Origin of the sequence: Chitinophaga agri (assembly GCF_010093065.1) — a bacterium.
GTDB lineage: Bacteria > Bacteroidota > Bacteroidia > Chitinophagales > Chitinophagaceae > Chitinophaga > Chitinophaga agri.
The window spans coordinates 7,514,229-7,530,858 of record NZ_CP048113.1; the positions used below are offsets into that span (position 1 = coordinate 7,514,229).

General features: G+C 47.5%; 16 protein-coding genes and 1 tRNA gene. 11 read left to right on the top strand and 6 right to left on the bottom strand.

Annotated features, from left to right (window positions below):
* Window positions 1–92: 92 nt before the first annotated feature.
* Window positions 93–1,982 carry an amidohydrolase gene (locus GWR21_RS29660; RefSeq protein ID WP_162335308.1) on the bottom strand — a complete coding sequence of 630 codons (1,890 nt, stop codon included), beginning with the start codon at window positions 1,980–1,982 and terminating at the stop codon, window positions 93–95.
* Window positions 1,983–2,523: 541 nt separating this feature from the next.
* On the opposite strand from GWR21_RS29660, the gene GWR21_RS29665 reads away from it, so the two are divergent.
* Window positions 2,524–3,045, top strand: a complete 522-nt coding sequence (locus GWR21_RS29665) for a DNA-deoxyinosine glycosylase (protein ID WP_162335309.1) — start codon at window positions 2,524–2,526, stop codon at window positions 3,043–3,045.
* Window positions 3,046–3,154: 109 nt separating this feature from the next.
* Window positions 3,155–3,724: a hypothetical protein gene (locus tag GWR21_RS29670; protein WP_162335310.1), complete on the top strand. Its 570-nt coding sequence runs from the start codon at window positions 3,155–3,157 to the stop codon at window positions 3,722–3,724.
* A 17-nt stretch (window positions 3,725–3,741) separates the two neighbouring features.
* Here the strand turns inward: GWR21_RS29670 and GWR21_RS29675 are convergent, their stop codons facing one another.
* The 4 genes from GWR21_RS29675 to GWR21_RS29690 are packed head-to-tail and all read right to left on the bottom strand — an operon-like array spanning window position 3,742 to window position 5,533.
* A complete protein-coding gene (locus GWR21_RS29675; protein ID WP_162335311.1) occupies window positions 3,742–4,317 on the bottom strand; it encodes a DUF4256 domain-containing protein in 576 nt (191 codons plus the stop codon).
* 9 nt (window positions 4,318–4,326) lie between these two features.
* Window positions 4,327–4,725: a DoxX family protein gene (locus GWR21_RS29680; RefSeq protein ID WP_162335312.1), complete on the bottom strand. Its 399-nt coding sequence runs from the start codon at window positions 4,723–4,725 to the stop codon at window positions 4,327–4,329.
* A complete protein-coding gene (locus tag GWR21_RS29685) occupies window positions 4,709–5,200 on the bottom strand; it encodes an SRPBCC family protein (protein WP_162335313.1) in 492 nt (163 codons plus the stop codon). The genes GWR21_RS29680 and GWR21_RS29685 overlap by 17 nt, the downstream gene beginning before the upstream one ends.
* A gap of 6 nt (window positions 5,201–5,206) precedes the next feature.
* Entirely contained in the window at window positions 5,207–5,533 is a 327-nt protein-coding gene (locus GWR21_RS29690) for an ArsR/SmtB family transcription factor (protein WP_162335314.1), read from the bottom strand.
* A 228-nt stretch (window positions 5,534–5,761) separates the two neighbouring features.
* On the opposite strand from GWR21_RS29690, the gene GWR21_RS29695 reads away from it, so the two are divergent.
* Together GWR21_RS29695 and GWR21_RS29700 are read left to right on the top strand one after the other, a co-directional pair.
* Window positions 5,762–5,833: transfer RNA gene (locus GWR21_RS29695), tRNA-Val, on the top strand.
* Between the two features lie 32 nt (window positions 5,834–5,865).
* Complete coding sequence (locus GWR21_RS29700) at window positions 5,866–7,236, top strand: SDR family NAD(P)-dependent oxidoreductase (RefSeq protein WP_162335315.1); 1,371 nt, start codon at window positions 5,866–5,868, stop codon at window positions 7,234–7,236.
* 20 nt (window positions 7,237–7,256) lie between these two features.
* Here GWR21_RS29700 and GWR21_RS29705 read toward each other — a convergent pair whose 3' ends face one another.
* Entirely contained in the window at window positions 7,257–8,507 is a 1,251-nt protein-coding gene (locus GWR21_RS29705; RefSeq protein ID WP_162335316.1) for a hypothetical protein, read from the bottom strand.
* 112 nt (window positions 8,508–8,619) lie between these two features.
* On the opposite strand from GWR21_RS29705, the gene GWR21_RS29710 reads away from it, so the two are divergent.
* From GWR21_RS29710 to GWR21_RS29740, 7 genes are all read left to right on the top strand, one after another.
* A complete protein-coding gene (locus GWR21_RS29710; protein ID WP_162335317.1) occupies window positions 8,620–9,024 on the top strand; it encodes an HYC_CC_PP family protein in 405 nt (134 codons plus the stop codon).
* A 255-nt stretch (window positions 9,025–9,279) separates the two neighbouring features.
* Complete coding sequence (locus tag GWR21_RS29715; RefSeq protein ID WP_162335318.1) at window positions 9,280–9,657, top strand: heavy-metal-associated domain-containing protein; 378 nt, start codon at window positions 9,280–9,282, stop codon at window positions 9,655–9,657.
* A gap of 76 nt (window positions 9,658–9,733) precedes the next feature.
* Window positions 9,734–11,020 (top strand): efflux RND transporter permease subunit, encoded by a 1,287-nt coding sequence (locus GWR21_RS31740; protein WP_162335319.1) that lies wholly within the window; start codon window positions 9,734–9,736, stop codon window positions 11,018–11,020.
* Between the two features lie 7 nt (window positions 11,021–11,027).
* Window positions 11,028–12,962, top strand: a complete 1,935-nt coding sequence (locus GWR21_RS31745; RefSeq protein WP_202929012.1) for an efflux RND transporter permease subunit — start codon at window positions 11,028–11,030, stop codon at window positions 12,960–12,962.
* Window positions 12,946–14,199, top strand: coding sequence for a TolC family protein (locus tag GWR21_RS29730; protein WP_202929013.1), 1,254 nt, complete (start codon window positions 12,946–12,948; stop codon window positions 14,197–14,199). Before GWR21_RS31745 ends, GWR21_RS29730 begins: the two co-directional genes overlap by 17 nt.
* Window positions 14,177–15,379 (top strand): efflux RND transporter periplasmic adaptor subunit, encoded by a 1,203-nt coding sequence (locus GWR21_RS29735; RefSeq protein WP_162335321.1) that lies wholly within the window; start codon window positions 14,177–14,179, stop codon window positions 15,377–15,379. The genes GWR21_RS29730 and GWR21_RS29735 overlap by 23 nt, the downstream gene beginning before the upstream one ends.
* Window positions 15,380–15,392: 13 nt before the next feature.
* Window positions 15,393–16,607 (top strand): efflux RND transporter periplasmic adaptor subunit, encoded by a 1,215-nt coding sequence (locus GWR21_RS29740; RefSeq protein ID WP_162335322.1) that lies wholly within the window; start codon window positions 15,393–15,395, stop codon window positions 16,605–16,607.
* Window positions 16,608–16,630 lie beyond the last annotated feature (23 nt).

Genomic DNA, 16,630 nt, shown 5'->3' on the forward strand with positions numbered 1-16,630 from the left:
ATTGGCTGCAAATTATAACTTGGAAGCGACATTTTTTATCAGGATGTTATTAAAAGAAAGAGCCAGTGCGTCAGACACTGGCTCTCAAATTATTATGCGACGCTCATGTTCGCTTCCTGTGGCTGACTGACATACACCTGTAAGCCACCTACCCATGTTTCAAGTACGGGAATGTTCCGTATATGCATATATGGATCCTGTATCGTCAGCGGGTCCGCCTGCAAAATGACGAAATCTGCAAAGTGACCAGTTTTCAGCGACCCTGCCCAGTTCTCCGCATAACACTGCCAGGCTGCATCGTATGTGATTGCGGTTAATGCCTGGCTTGCAGAGATACATTCATCCGGGTGTAATGACTGGAGGGCCGGATCGGCTTCCATAATACGTGTAATGGATTGCTCCATCATCCTGAGTGGTCCCAGCGGACTTACATTCTTGTCACTATGCAGGGTGATCCTCATACCTGCTTTCAGAGCCGAATTACAGCGATCCAGCATTTCACTCTTATCACGGAAGATCGCTTCATGGAAAGCATATCCCCAATAGCCCACGTGGCCGATCAGAAAACTTGGTGATACACCCAGCGACTTCATTGTAAGCAGGTTGTCCTGGGTGGTCAGCGAGCAGTGTTCTATCCTGTGACGTGTGTCCGTAATAGGCTTTGGTATGTAATCTTTGAACATCTCGATACCAAATTCGATAGCACGGTTACCATTGGCATGTAACATCAGCGGCCACCGTTTTTGTCCGATCACCATTTCCATAATGGCCCTGTATTCATCCGGAGGCGTCAGCGGTCTTTTGGTTTCTTTCTGGCCAAAATTGAATATACCATAGTTGTGCTCGGGCTTACACCTGTAGGGCTCGGCCTGGTATCCGGTCAGTCCCTGATTCGAACCATCGGAGATCACTTTTACGTGTGAGATATATACATCTTCATATTTATCCGGCGCTTCATAGGTTGGCAGGTCCGTTGCTTGTTGGAGATCGCTTACTATCTGCGCAGCACCTATACGCACCTGCCGTTTGTGTACGGCGAGATAAACATCCAGCAGCATTTTCAGTTCCTTGTTCATACCTGCATCATACAGGAAGGTGACACCACGCTGGTTGGCGGTATCAAAGAACTGTTTGATGTATTTAAATGACTGGAGGAACATGTTCACGATCTGTGCCGGAGGAATGCTGATGAGGGCAGGGTGCATCTGTTCGGCTTCCTGGAGGCGACCATGGGTTGCGATCTTGTAGGCTTCAAATACATCGAGATATTTTTCCCGCAGTTTTGTATTCCTGGGATGATGGAATATATCATACAGTGCCTTGGTATTCGCATACATAGTATGCATAGACGCACTCATGATCAGCAGGGGTACTGCTGTGGTGATGTCATCCATCAGCTGTACATTGATGGTGATCAGTTCCCGGTTGTTATCCTGCAAGGGCATTAATGCGGGATCCAGGCCTGCAGCCAATAACCATTCGTTTTCTTTGACGGAATGTACTTTCTCTTTCAGGATGTCGCTGACCATCGTCATGCCATATCCTTCACGTAAAACTTGTTCATGAAATGCGCCTACATCCACCCATGACATGAGCAATGCCGTAGGTATAATGTGTACATGTGGTTCGATCAGACCAGGTAACAGGGTATGTCCGGGTTCCAGTTCTCTTGACGTGTAATCCGGATAGTTTTGTTGCATGTAGTCTGATACATACTGTTGATCACCGGCGGCTACTACTTTGCCATCAGCAAAGCCTACCGCTTCAACTTTATCTACGGAGCCATCGATCATAGGTCGGATGGTGCCGCCATAGAACATGATCGCCTGTGGTTCGGCAGTTTCGATATCGTTTTTTTCAGTGGGAAGCGCTGCAAAGTTCTCTTTACTGAAAAGCTCATCCTTTAAGGCAGTGACAAGAGGGCTGTTGCAACCGCATTGCGTGCAGGAATGGTTGTGTAGGTGTTCGTGTTGGTTTGACATTGTATTTGAGGTTTGGTTATTGCTAACGAATGTCCGGAACAGCCGCATGCGATCAGAGGGTGGCTGTTACATTAAAAATATGTTCGGTGCGATTACAGGTAATTACATTCTGTGACAATCAATAAGGTGCCGTGGCGTTTGTTACTCGCTGGTTATTCATTACAGGCGATGGTATGGATAAATGAGGTCAGGGTATGTAAATTATGGAATTTGTTTGGATTCAGCAAAATGAGATCAAAAGCATATTTAAAATGCTGTTCTATTGGCCTGTGCCAACTTTATGAAAGCGCGTGATCTGGGTGGCATAATATTAACTGAAGAATACATTGCCAGTTATTGCAAATAACATTTAAAAAAAGTACTTCCCTGTTGCATAATTTGAGCGATTGCTAAAACATCCTTACATTCGGCGATACAAACCCCAAATTGTACGGGTATTTAATTCTTATAGCTAAATATTAAACTTTATTTGTCATCGTGTAGGAGGATAAATGAACGTAATCATTACGAGTATCCCTGAAAAGTTAGCAAGTGTAAATTTATGAGCAACAGAATCCAATGTTTCCCCTCCCTGTTCAATGAACATTCCAAAATTCTTATCCTCGGCACCATGCCTGGCGTGGAATCCCTGGATGCAAAGACTTATTACGCCAATGAGAGCAATCATTTCTGGGACTTTATGTACAGAATACTGCAACCGGATTATCCGGCGTACCAGCCTTTTGATTTTGATACACCCCGTGAAGAGCGTTATCAGTTCTTATTGTCCCATGGTGTGGCATTATGGGATATCATAAAGGATTGCGTACGGGAAGGCAGTAACGATAGTAAGATCGCAGATCCTACCTTTAACGACATCACCGGTTTCCTGGAGGGAAAAGCTATCAAGGCAGTGCTGTGTAATGGAGAAAAACCGCTGATCTATCTCCGAAGGATCGGGCAGTTGCAGCATATCCGTATCCCGGTGGTGAAGATGAACTCCACCAGCTCCCTGAATCCGAATAATACCTTTATTGCACTGGAGGAATGGCAGCACCAGGTGACCAGGTGTCTGAATCTCTGAGATACCGTCCCGATCTGATCACAGCAGTCAGACAGACAGCTCCATGGACGAGCCTGTATGGAATGAACAGCATGTCTCATTATTTCTTATTTTCAGATAAAAAATAACCATGTTCCGTCAATTTCTACTGCTGAGTGTCATGGTGCTGTCTGTGACCTTTGTAGCTGCACAATCTGCGCCGGTAACGGATGTTTCTACCAGTTTGCTGAACTGGACCAAACACCTGCATGCAGATGTTGACAAATATTTCACCCGTGAGAAGGGAGAGGAGCTGAAGCGCAATCTGGACGCCCTGCGGCGGGAACTGACCACCTATGCAAAGGCCAGAAAGAACCTTTCTGACAGCATCTTCCGGTATAATATTGCTCCCGGCAGGAAGGATCCCCATAACCTGGAACTGCTAAAGACCAGGATGGGAGAAGTCATACGCCAGATGCGTAGTGTTACAGACCTTACTAATGACGAATTAAGGGCGGAAGGAGACCGTCTCAACGATCAGATCTACAATGTGCTGAACGGTGAGGGAACGCAGTATTTATCCTATCTGGAAGCCTTCCTGGATGGTATGGATATTAGCAGGAAGAACATTGCACTGGATGCCAGCGTGGCATACGACCGGCTGCATCAGTCCATTGACCTGCTGACTGCCATTCAGGATAAAGTGAGCCGTAAGATGTAGTGCATCATACCAGGTAGTTATACCCGCAGTGCACCACGGAAGCCCCTGGCTGCGTAATAGGAGGATGCGCCATTGTGATAAATAAACACATGGTCGTACCGGCGGTCGCCAAAGATAGCACCACCATGTTTCCTGATCGCAGGTGGCGTGACAAGCCAGCTGGATGTTTTTGTGTCGAAGTTCCCCAGTAGCTGCAGGGCCCTGTATTGCTCTTCATTCAGTAGCTCGATGCCCATCGCAGCGGCCATGTCCATGACATTGTCTTCCGGCTTGTTTTCTTTGCGGGAATCCAGCGCCTCGATATCATAACAGAGACTTCTGCGATCTTTAGGACTCTCTGCTGAGCAATCAAAGAAGATATATTCACCTGTCTTCCTATCGTGATCAACCACATCTGGTTCACCACCTGTCATTTCCATTTCATTGAGTGACCAGAGTTTCTCCGGTTTTGCCTTCAGCGCAGCGGCTACCTCTTCCCATTCAATACCTTTATGCCGTTGCCTGTTCTTTTCAAAACGTGTTTTTAATGTGGCCGTCAGCGTCGCTGCTTCATCTGCAGACAATTTCTTTCTGATCGTGGAGGTGTTTTTCATAATGGTAAATTATATCGGTGAATAGGCGGGTGTGATTTGCGTTACTTTTCTGTCTGCTGGTCTGAAATACCAGGAGATGACAGTTAAAGTTAATAGTAATAATGAAGGAAATATCTCTTTGATAGCATCCCCGGCGGCAATATGTGAGAATATCGCTCCTGACATCACGAAGAAGAAGCCGGCATACGCCCATTCCTTCACTAACGGAAAACGTGGTGCCAGTACGGCGATGACGCCCAGTATCTTCCAGATACCCAGTAATGTCATGAGGTAAGCCGGATAGCCCAGGTTCTTAACGAAATCCACCTCCTGCTCTGATTTGAGTAACTGTACCAGGCCGGTAGACACCATGCCTAATGCCAGCCAGAGTGTGGCTATCCAATAGATGATCTTATTTCTCTTTGTCATGATGAACGGGGTTTAGCCTGCCAGCAATATCCTGTAGTTTATTATGTGCCATATTGAGTCCCTGCGCGAAAGGCAGTTTCAGCATCTGGTCTCTCATATCGCGGGATTTATAGATGATCTTCATGGTCAGTTTGCTGGTCTCTTCGCTGAGTGCTTCAAACTCCAGGAATTCCAGTTGCGCGGGATAAGGGGTATTCTCCATCTGAAATGTACGTACGATACGCTCGTTAGGGAGAAACTCATGGATCACACCATTGGCACGGAACACCACATTACCTTTGGGATCACGAGTTTCAAACTGCCATCCGCCGTGTTGCCTGTTTTCGAGTTTCAACACATTTGTGCTCATCCATTGCGCCACGATCTCCGGTTCTTCATAGGCTTTAAAGAGAAGTTCCAGGGGCAGGTCAAATTCCCTGGTGATCACCAGTTCCTGCTGATTGTCTTCAGCGTGGATTTTTGTTTTCAGTTCCATAAGACGCTATTTTTTTGATTTGTACTGTTTCATGATGTCTTCGAGTTTGTTGAACCTGTCGTCCCACATCTGTCGGAAGGGTTCAATGAAATCTGCTATCTCTTTCATTTTTCTGGCATTGATGTGATAGTAAATCTCCCTGCCATCCTGCTCCTGTTTCAGTAGCTCACATTCGGTGAGTATCTGCAGGTGTTTTGACACAGTAGGTCTTGCCGTGTCAAAGTTCGATGCGATGGCGCCGGCCGTCATAGACTGTGTCGTGGCCAGTAATAACAGGATAGCCCGCCTGGTAGGGTCTGCTATGGCCTGAAATACATCTCGTCTAAGGATCATTATGTAGTTATTTGACTACAAATATATGTGTAGTCATTTAACTACGCAAATATTTTATTTCATAGGACCGGGGATTGCCCCGCATACTTTACCTCCATATACACATTCATTATTAATAATCAGCACGTAGTAAGCGTAAAAAATTAAGCGGATATGCCAGCCGGATTTTTTATCGGCGGAGGTTTACACTATATAAAAATAAATATATATATGTTATATTCGCGGCGGTTTGGAGTGGCACAATGGAAGCGCATCTGCCCTACACGCAGAGGGTTACAGGTTCGAATCCTGTCTCCGGACCGCATTTTTTTCAGCACCATAAGCAGATCATCATGCAGGAATTTTCGCAGCAGGAGTGGGATAAGTTTTATGATATTTTGCAGTTCCTCAGCAAGCACCCCTTCGATTCTCCCAACAATGACCGTCTGAAAGGGCTGGTGACTAAAATTTATAAGACTGCCAAAAAGGACCTGAAGCAGGCCGCCGCCATAGAGCGTAAGGAAGCTAACATGACAGTAATGGCACAGACAGGTGTATTCAGGCAGGCAATGCAGTTGTCAGTCAGGAAAGTGCCTGAGAAGGTCATCCCCATCCCGATGCAGCAAACCCTGCGTAATGCCATCATTTGTTATGCCTGCAGAAATCTTTATACAGAGCTGCATCATCATTATCACAGGCTTTGTCCTGTCTGCGCGGAAATACACACACAGAAAAAGGAACAGCGCCTGTCCCTGCACAACAGAACGGCGCTCGTCACCGGTGCCCGTATGAAGATCGGGTATGTAACTGCGTTGAAGCTGTTGCGCGACGGGGCGACTGTTATTGCCACCACCCGTTTTGCAGCAGATGCATTACTGAGCTATAGCAAAGAACCTGATTTCCATGTATGGAAAGACCGGCTGTTTATTTATAGCCTGGATCTTATTTCTATCCCACAGGTAGAAATGTTCCTGCAATATGTGCACACTAACTTCAACAGCCTGGATATTATTATTAATAATGCCGCGCAGACGATCTCTTATCCTGCTGCCTATTACAAGCCACTGATAGATAAGAAGCTGGAGTTAGGTACAATCGCACCCGAAGACCAGACCAGGATGCTGGTGAATCCGCTGGTAGGAGCGCCGCTGAAGCTTGAAACGAATGAACAGTTACTCGAACAGCATACTTTCTTCCCTGCTCAGCAGACTGATTTCTTTGACCAGCCACTGGATCTGCGGCCCAGTAACTCCTGGACCATGAAGCTGGAAGAAGTGGATACCGCAGAAGTCCTGTCAGCGAACCTGGTGAATAATATTGCGCCGTTTATGCTGAACAGCCGTCTGAAGCCACTACTGCTTAACTCTCCCTACCAGGATAAATATATTATCAACGTAAGTTCCTCCGAAGGTCAGTTCAGCTATAAAGGCAAGACGATCTATCACCCGCATACCAATATGACAAAGGCGGCATTGAATATGATGACCCGCACGAGTGGTAGCGATTATGCGGAACACGGTATCTATATGAACAGCGTGGACGTAGGTTGGGTATCTACGGGTAATCCGATAGAGAAACGTACACGTCTGGAAGGAAAAGGCATTGTACCGCCGTTGATGTTAGAAGACGCTGCTGCCCGCATTTATGACCCCATATACAGGGGAATGCAGGGCGAAGCGTTGTCCGGAAAGCTCTTCAAGGATTACATAGAGGTAAGCTGGTAAGTAACTGCGTTGCTGACACTTTAATCAGCATGATTCAGCATGTCATTAAGCTGTGTAATAAGCTTGTTTATTTTCTCTGCTGATTGTTTACCTGGTACTGTCAGGTAATAGTTGCGTGTCAGCTTATAAGCAGTTGCATGCTTGTAGTCAATTTTGTTCAGGTGCAGAATGCCGGCCAATGTGCTCTTTTCGAAATACAACCCTATCCTGACCGGCGCACTGATGTCATACACCGTATATAAACCTTCCAGGCAATATGCTGTATAATCACCGTTTGTACACTGCCGGAGGCCGAAGCCTTTGATAAAATCCCGTAGTGCTGACAGTCCGGCGGTATTTTCACTGATAATCGCACTGAGTATATTCTCCGGCAGGGTATTCGGTTTTATATTCTGCATCGCGGTATAACCGCCTATTTGGACGGTTTTATTTTCCCGGTACTGTTGCTCATCCAGATGTATATCATTGAGCGCTTTTCCGACTGTCTTACCCTTCACATATAACGGACTTCCTTTTTCAATAAGATGCTTGGTAAACTGCGCGGGTGTTAAATCGACTGTCAGACCGATAGCGTACCAGTTGTTCTTTTCATTGCCTCTTGTTACCGGAACGTTGTCCGCTAAAGTGAATAAAAGGTTACCATTCACCTCATCCCTGATATTAGCCGGACCGTCTATTCTTTCACTGATGATCAGCGGATCCACCAATGGTACGGGTGTCGCCACTACCTTGCAGCAATAGCCATTCTCTGTCATAGGGGCACTCATATAGAGGCCGTTTCTACTGATGTCCATGTTGATCGTTAAGACCGAGTCAAACAAGATCTTCCCATCTCTGATTTCATAGTAGCGGGTAGGCACATAGTACATGGAGTCCTGTGTGGTGTAACTTTCTGTGATATCTTCACCACCAAATTCAGGGTAAGGGTCGTCATCCCGGTTTCTGATCTCCGAATTAATGGCTTTCAGCACAAGCGCTACTTTGTCAGCAGTGATCTTAAAGCAATGTAGTTTCTCTTCCCGTGGTCTGCCATCAGCAGGTACGAACAGGAATGTGGAGCCGCTGGTTTCTATCAGCCGGCATTGCCTGTCCGTAAAATACAGCTCATCTTCCGGATCAATAGTGAACAGATTGTTGCCATTGACATAAATGCCATTCGTGCGAACACTGATAGTCAGTCCCTGGCTTGTTTTGAAGGTGTTTTTTGTCTGGGCAACACAATCCACAAAGGCAACAACGGCCAGCACCAGTAGAAAAAGTGGTTTAAACATGGGTTCAAGGTATAAGGAGGGGCTAAAATACAGGTTACCGTTCAATTAAATATAAAACCGTGTAAAAATAATATAAGTGCTTGTTGGGAATTACTGTTATTTTTGCTGCGGAATGAAGAAAGTCCTTGCACTCATATTAGCTGTCTTTTACATGGCGACATCCACCGGAGCCACCCTGCACGTGCACTACTGCATGGGTAAGCTGGTTGATGTACAGCTGTGGAAAAGTGATGTGAAGAAGTCCTGCAGCAAATGCGGTACTGAGTCGGGTAAAAAGAACTGCGTAAGAAAGTGCTGTAAGGACACGCATAAAACTGTGAAGCTGGAAAAAGACCAGAAGACTGCGGAACGGATGGTGGAAGCCATGCAGTTTACCGCACTGGTAACACCGGTTGACTATATTGCACTTTCACCTGTTTTTACTTCTTCCATTGTGGAAGAGTATCCTGTTAGTAATGCTCCGCCCCGGAGTAGTAAGATACAGCTTCATATCCTGCATTGTCTTTTCCTGATCTGATCCATCCCCATTCTCACGGCGTATACATCTTCGTATACTGATCTGCCAACTCTTTCAGGCAGTTGACCGTCATTTCACATGCTGATATTTTTTCTGAGGTAGTCATTGACGATCAAGCCTGATAGCTTTTTACGTCCACACGTATCCGCTATCACTGCTGATCATTGCTCCGCCGCGAACCGGCAAGGGAGCACGCATGATTATGCCCGGCAAATGAACAACATCCTTTCACACACATTTTTTAAATCACATCATATGAAACAAGTACTGTCTCTTTTAATCGTTATGATTTCTTTTCTGAGTACATCCGGCGCGTTTGCACAATCTGCAAAAACGGCTTCCTTCAAGGTATATGGCAACTGCGGTATGTGCAAAAGCCGCGTAGAGAAAGCCCTGGTTACGGAGGGCATTTCAAAGGCTGAATGGAATGTCAATACTAAAATGATGAAGGTGTCTTATGATCCGGCAAAGATCAGTGAAGATGCCATCCAGCAGCGTGTTGCCGCAGTTGGGCACGATACGGACAAGGCTGCTGCTACTGATGCCGTATACGCTAAACTTCCAGGATGCTGCCAGTACACCCGTAAAGGAGCTCCGGCCGGCAGTGAAGCACCCGCACATCCGCATAAATAAGCACTGCTGATAGCATAGCATAACCGACCAGCTGTGGGAAACATTTTACCACAGCTGGCTACAGAAAAGAAGAGATATGATACATCGTATTATTGAATGGTCACTGCGTAACCGGTTTATTGTGCTGGTGATGGCACTTGCTTTATTTGCCTGGGGCGTATTTTCCGTGAAAAAGAACCCTGTTGACGCTATCCCTGACCTGTCGGAAAACCAGGTGATCGTATTTACAGAATGGATGGGCCGTGGCCCTCAGCTGATCGAAGATCAGGTCACCTACCCACTGGTGACAAACCTGCAGGGGCTCCCTAAGATTAAATATGTACGGGGTTCTTCTATGTTCGGTATGAGTTTTATCTATGTCATTTTCAATGACGATGTAGATATCTACTGGGCGAGGGAACGGGTATTGGAAAGACTCAGTACTGTATCGCGTACGCTGCCAGCGGGTGTGACACCCCAGCTGGGGCCTGACGGCACTGGTGTGGGACATATCCTGTGGTATACCCTGGATGCACCGGAAATGGACCTCGGTGAGCAACGTGCATTACAGGACTGGTACGTGAAGTTTGCATTGCAGAATGTAGAAGGCGTGAGTGAGATCGCCTCTTTCGGCGGCTTCCAGAAACAATATCAGATCACTTTAATACCAAATAAACTACTCTATTATAAGTTGTCAGTTGCTGACGTGATCAATGCCGTAAGGACCAACAACAATGAGTCTGGCGGCAGAAAATTTGAACTGAGCGACATTGGTTACATTATCAAGACTTCCGGTTATCTGAAATCTGTTGAAGAGATAGCCAACATCGCTGTCGCAACACAGGGTGGTATTCCTGTGCGTGTGGCCGACATTGCTGCTGTCCAGATGACCGGCGAAACAAGACTCGGCATCTTTGACCAGGATGGCGAAGGCGAACGTGTAGGTGGTATTGTCGTGATGCGATACGGAGAGAATGCTGCCGCTGTTATTGATAAAGTGAAGGCAAAGATGCAGGAGGTGGCACGTGGATTCCCACAGGGTGTGAAGTTTGACATTGTCTATGACAGAGGTGAACTGATCAAGGAATCAGTAGACGCTATCCGCCATACGCTGATAGAGGAGATGATCGTGGTGTCCGTTGTCGTGATCATCTTCCTGTTTCACTGGCGTAGTGCGCTGAGCATTATTATACAGATACCTATTACGCTGGCAGCCAGTTTCATACTGTTGAACCTCTTCGGTATTTCGTCCAATATCATGTCATTGACAGGTATTGCGCTGGCTATTGGTGTGATTGTCGATAACGGGATCATCATGAGTGAGAATGCCTATAAAAATCTGTCCGAGCGCTATGCGCAATGGCAGCAACAACAGAAAAAATAAGCCCATCATGCATTGGTTAAAGAAAATATTCAAGAGATCACCCGAATGGATCACAGAGGAAGAACGACTAAAGATCATCGAGCAGTCCAGCAAACAGGTATCCCGGGGTGTGTTCTTCGCTACTATTATCATTATTACTTCGTTCCTGCCTGTATTTATGCTGACCGGGCAGGAAGGAAAGCTGTTCCACCCGCTGGCATACACCAAGACATTTATCATGATCATGGATGCCTTTCTGGTGATCACGCTGGCGCCCGTACTGATCTCTTTTTTTATGAAGGGAAAGTTCAGGCCGGATAATGCGAACCCGGTAAACCGTGTACTGGAAAAGATCTATGAACCGGTTATCCGGGGGGTATTAAAATGGCGTAAGACAACTATCGCCATCAATGTGATCGCCCTGGTCATTACAATTCCGCTGCTGAGAAGTCTGGGAAGTGAGTTTATGCCACCGCTTGATGAACAGAGTATCCTGTTCATGCCGGTGACATTGCCGGATGTGTCCAATGCAGAAGTAAAGCGCATTTTGCAGGTGCAGGACAAGATCATTAAGTCGGTGCCTGAAGTCGATAAGGTGTTGGGAAAGGCCGGACGGGCCAGCACGGCGACGGACAATTCTCCTATCAGTATGATCGAGACCATCATCATGCTGAAGCCGAAAGCAAAATGGAGAAAGGGCATTACAAAGAAAGACATTATCGATGAACTGGATGCCAGATTACAGATCCCCGGTGTGGTGAATGGATGGACGCAGCCGATCATTAACCGTATAAACATGCTGGCAACGGGTATCCGTACAGATGTGGGCGTGAAAGTCTATGGCCAGGATCTGGATACTATTTCAGTCGTATCTGAACGTGTAAAAAAGGCGCTGGAAGGTACTACCGGTATTGCCGATCTGTATGTGGAACCGGTTACCGGAGGTAAGTACCTGAGTATCGATGTACGCAGAGAGGAACTATCGCGTTATGGCCTGAATGTAGACGATGTAAATCAGACGGTGGAAACAGCGCTGGGAGGCGCGCCTATTGGCACTACCATCGAAGGCAGACAGCGTTTCCCTATCAGCGTGCGGCTCGCCCAGGAGTACCGGAATAGTATAGAACAAATTAAACGTATTCCGGTCATCTCACCAGGATTCGGAGAAGTGCCATTGTCTGCCGTGGCGGATGTGAAATTTGAAGACGGTCCGCCGATGATCACGTCAGACAATGCCATGCTGCGTGGTGCCGTATTATTCAACGTACGTGGCAGGGATCTTGGCAGCACAGTGAATGAGGCCATCGGTAAGATGAGCCACGCCAAAGGGTTATTGCCGAAAGGCTACTACCTGGAATGGAGCGGGCAATATGAAAACCTGATCCGCGGACAACAAACACTCATGTGGATCGCTCCGGTGGTGCTGGTCATTATTTTCTTCTCCCTTTATTTCGCCTTCCATTCTATCAGGGAGGCATTCCTGAGCCTGATCACCGTGCCTTTTGCACTGATAGGAGGTGCGTATATGATCTACTTCTGGGGGGTGAATTTATCGGTTGCAGTGGCGGTTGGTTTTATTGCGCTCTTCGGTATCGCAGTAGAGACGGGTATTGTAATGGTTATTTACCTGAATGATGCGATGCAGCAACTCGTGAAGGAAAAAGGGAATTCTTCTGCAACCATCACCCGGGAAGACCTGCGACAGGCTGTGATCAATGGTGCTGCTAAACGCCTGAGACCTAAGCTGATGACGGTATGTGTGTCGCTGTTCGGACTGGTGCCGGTATTGTGGGCAACCAGTGTTGGCACTGATCTGATGCAACCCATCGTACTGCCAATGATCGGTGGTGTGCTGACGTCATCAACGCATATCTTACTGGTCACCCCACTGATCTTTTTACTGACGAAAGAATATGAATTACGCAAGTATGGAAAATTGGAGATCCATGAGATACATCACTAGTTATATACTCCTGCTTATGATGACGCTGCCGCTTACGCTGGCCGCGCAGCAGGTACCCGTGCTGTCATTGGATACCATCCTCCAACGGGTAGACCGTAATAATCTGCTGTTACAGTCCTATGGACTGAAAGCAGCCAGCTATCAATATGAGGCGGATGCCGCAACTGCCTGGATGGCCCCCATGTTCGGCGTAGGTACGTTCATGACGCCATATCCCGGGCAGCAGGTAATGGATGAGAGAGATAAGGGTAACCTGATGTTTCAGCTGGAACAGGATATTCCTCATCCGGCAAAACTGCAGGCCAGAAAGCGATACATCGCTTCGCAGGGCAATGTCGAAAGGGCTACCCGGGATATTACCCTGAATGACTTCAGATCACAGGTAAAGCGGCTTTATTTTAACTGGCTGATCGCTGATCAGCGTATAAAGGTGCTGCGGGAAAATGAAAAGATCATGGAAACGATGAAGAAGATAGAAGAGGTACGTTTCCCTTATAATCAGTCGCAGTTAAGCGGCGTATATAAAGCGAATGCGAAGATCGAAGAGAACCGTAATATGGTTCGCATGCAGGAAGGTACCATCGCACGGGCGAGAGCATGGATGAATAGTCTGATGAACGCGCCAGGTAACCAGCTGTTTGAGATCGATACCAGCTGGCAGCCGCAGTTTGTAGTGGCCGCTTCGTATGATACAAACGCGCTCGCCGTTGTGCGAAAGGACATCGTTAAAATGGATGAAGGTATCCGTTCAATGCAACTGAATATTGAAAGTATGAAACAGGAGCGGAAGCCTGATTTCAGGATACGGTTTGATCATATGTCTCCTTTGGGAGAGATGATGCCAAAAGCATACAGTGCAATGGGGATGGTCAGTATCCCGATAGTGCCATGGTCTTCTAAAATGTACAGATCCGGGATCCGGGCGATGCAATACAACGTGCAGGCCATGGAAAAGGAAAGGGCTGCTATGTTACAGGAAACCCAGGGCATGCTGTATGGTATGCAGTACGAGATCCAGTCAATGCAGCGGCGCATAACAGCCATGGAAGAGAAGATCATTCCAGCCCTTCGCCAAACGCTGGAAGTTAATTTCCTGAATTACCAGGAGAATAAACTGGCTTTGTCTAACGTGATCGATTCCTGGGAAGCACTCACCATGATGCAGTCCGGTGTACTGGACGAAAAGTTGAAACTCTATGAAATGATAGTCGATTATGAAAAGCAGTTATATCGTTAAAATATCCCTGGCGGTTTCTTTTGCTATAGCCGGACCGATGGCGTGTAAGGAAAAAGCTGCCCCGGCAACACAGCATGGACATCATGAAGCGGCTGTAGACAGTAGTGTGCGCCGGCTGACGAAGCCAGTGAATGTCCAGGTGGTAGCAACGCTGCCGGTGGTGAAGGCCGATAGTGGCGCGCGGATCATTACGGCACGGGTGAATGGCGTGGTGACGTATGATACGCGCAATCAGTTCAGTATTGCCAGCAGGGTAAGTGGCCGGATAGAGCGGTTGCTGGTCAAATACAATTATCAGCCTGTAAGGAAAGGGCAGCTGATCATGGAGATCTATTCTCCTGACCTGGCAGCCGCACAGCGGGAAATGTTATTTGTTGCGCGCAACGGAGGTGAATTACTTGCAGCTGCCAGACAGCGTTTACAATTACTCGGTATGCAGCCCGGGCAAATTGATCAGGTACTAAAGACCGGTAGTGTGATGTATCGCATTCCCGTGTACTGCATCGCTGATGGATATATCCTGGAGAGATCGGCTGCTGCAGCGCAGGTAACAGCAACAGCATCGTCCGCTGCTACGGGTAGTGGTGATGGCATGAGTGCTATGGGCGGAGGCGCTGCGCCATCGCCCGTAACTGTTGCCGCCGCTGTACCTTCGGCTACGCCGGTATTATTGCGTGAAGGTCAGTATGTCAGCGCCGGGCAATCGGTCTTTACGGTGTACAACGCGCAATCGCTGGTGGCGGAGTTTGCATTCCCCGCTGCACTGGCGGCAGCTATCCGGAAAGGACAGAAAATACTATTCTCTGCTGTGGCGAATGACAACGACCTGGAATCTGCACGCATCGACCTCATAGAGCCGGTGTTCAGAGATGGGCTGAACTTTATGCGCACACGTGTATATCTGAAGAATAGCCGGCTGAAAGCAGGCCAGTTGCTGACGGCCAGTATTCCTGTTGTGTACAGCCAGGGATGGTGGCTACCTGTAAAGGCTGTAGCACACCTGGGTGATCAGTCTGTTGTATTCAGGAAAGAGAAGCATATGTATGTGCCTGTTGCTGTAGAGACAGGTGTTACAGCGGATGATATGATACAGGTGAATACTTACATCGGCAACTGGGAAATAGCGTCAAATGCTGCCTATCTGGTCGATAGTGAGAGTTTTATTAAAGCGAATCATTAATGCAACAATGGGTATGGAAAGAAAACATTTCTTAAAGGCAGCTGCTTTTGTAACCCTCATGCCTGTATTGTTCCTGCAAGCATGTGTTGAGGCTGATAAGAAGGACGGGAAGACAGAGCAGAAGCAAACGTATAGCTGTCCCATGCATCCGCAGGTAGTGCAGGATAAACCTGCTACCTGTCCGATATGTGGCATGGACCTGGTCTTATTTGATAAGAACAGTAAAGAAGCATCACTGACGCTTGGCGAAAGTCAGATCGCACTGGCGAATATTACCACGATGGAAGTGGGTATGGGGTCGTTATCGGATTTCAAACACCTTAACGGGCGACTGGCCATTGATCCGGAGAAGACGACAGTTGTGTCCAGCAGGGTAGCTGGCAGGATCGAGGTGCTGTATGTAAAAGAAACCGGCGTAAAAGTGAACAGGGGGCAGCCATTATATCAGATCTATTCTGAACAGCTGAATGCACTGCAGCAGGAATATCTGCTGGCGGTGGCACAGACGAAACAGTTCCCCGATGATGCACGGTTCCGGCAGATAGAGGCCGCTGCGCGTCAGAAGCTGGTACTGTATGACCAGCGCGATGAGCAGATCGCACAGCTGGTACGGTCCGGGAAAGTGAATCCCTATATGACGTATACGGCTACTGCGGGTGGTGTTGTGTCTGAGTTGCAGGTGACTGAAGGACAGTACGTGGCAGAAGGAGGGGTGATCATGCGGCTGGAGGCATATGACCGGCTATGGGTTAAGGCTGATGTATATCCTGCGGAAGCGTCACTGGTCCATGTAGGACAATCTGTGAAAGTGCTCGTCCCTGGTTGGGAAACGGCGGCTCAACCAATGACCGTTCAGTTCATCGATCCTGCTTTACAGGGCGGTAGTCAGCTGATGCAGTTACGGGGTACGGTGAATAACCCGGATAACCGCTGGCAGCCAGGGCAACAGGTAAATGTATTATTGCCGGTGAAGCGTAAGGAGGAGCTTATTCAGTTGCCGGTAGATGCGGTGATCAGGAATGGTAAAGGCGCGCATGTATGGATAGAAACTGCGAAGGGGAAATATGAACCGAGACGGGTAAGTACCGGTATAGAGAATTTTGATGCGGTTGAGATAACTGACGGTGTGGATGAGGGAGACAAGGTAGTGATCACCGGGGCCTACCTGCTGTATTCCGAATACATGCTGAAAAAGGGTGCTGATCCAATGGTAACGATGATGGAATAATCCGGAAGAGGCAATAATTATCT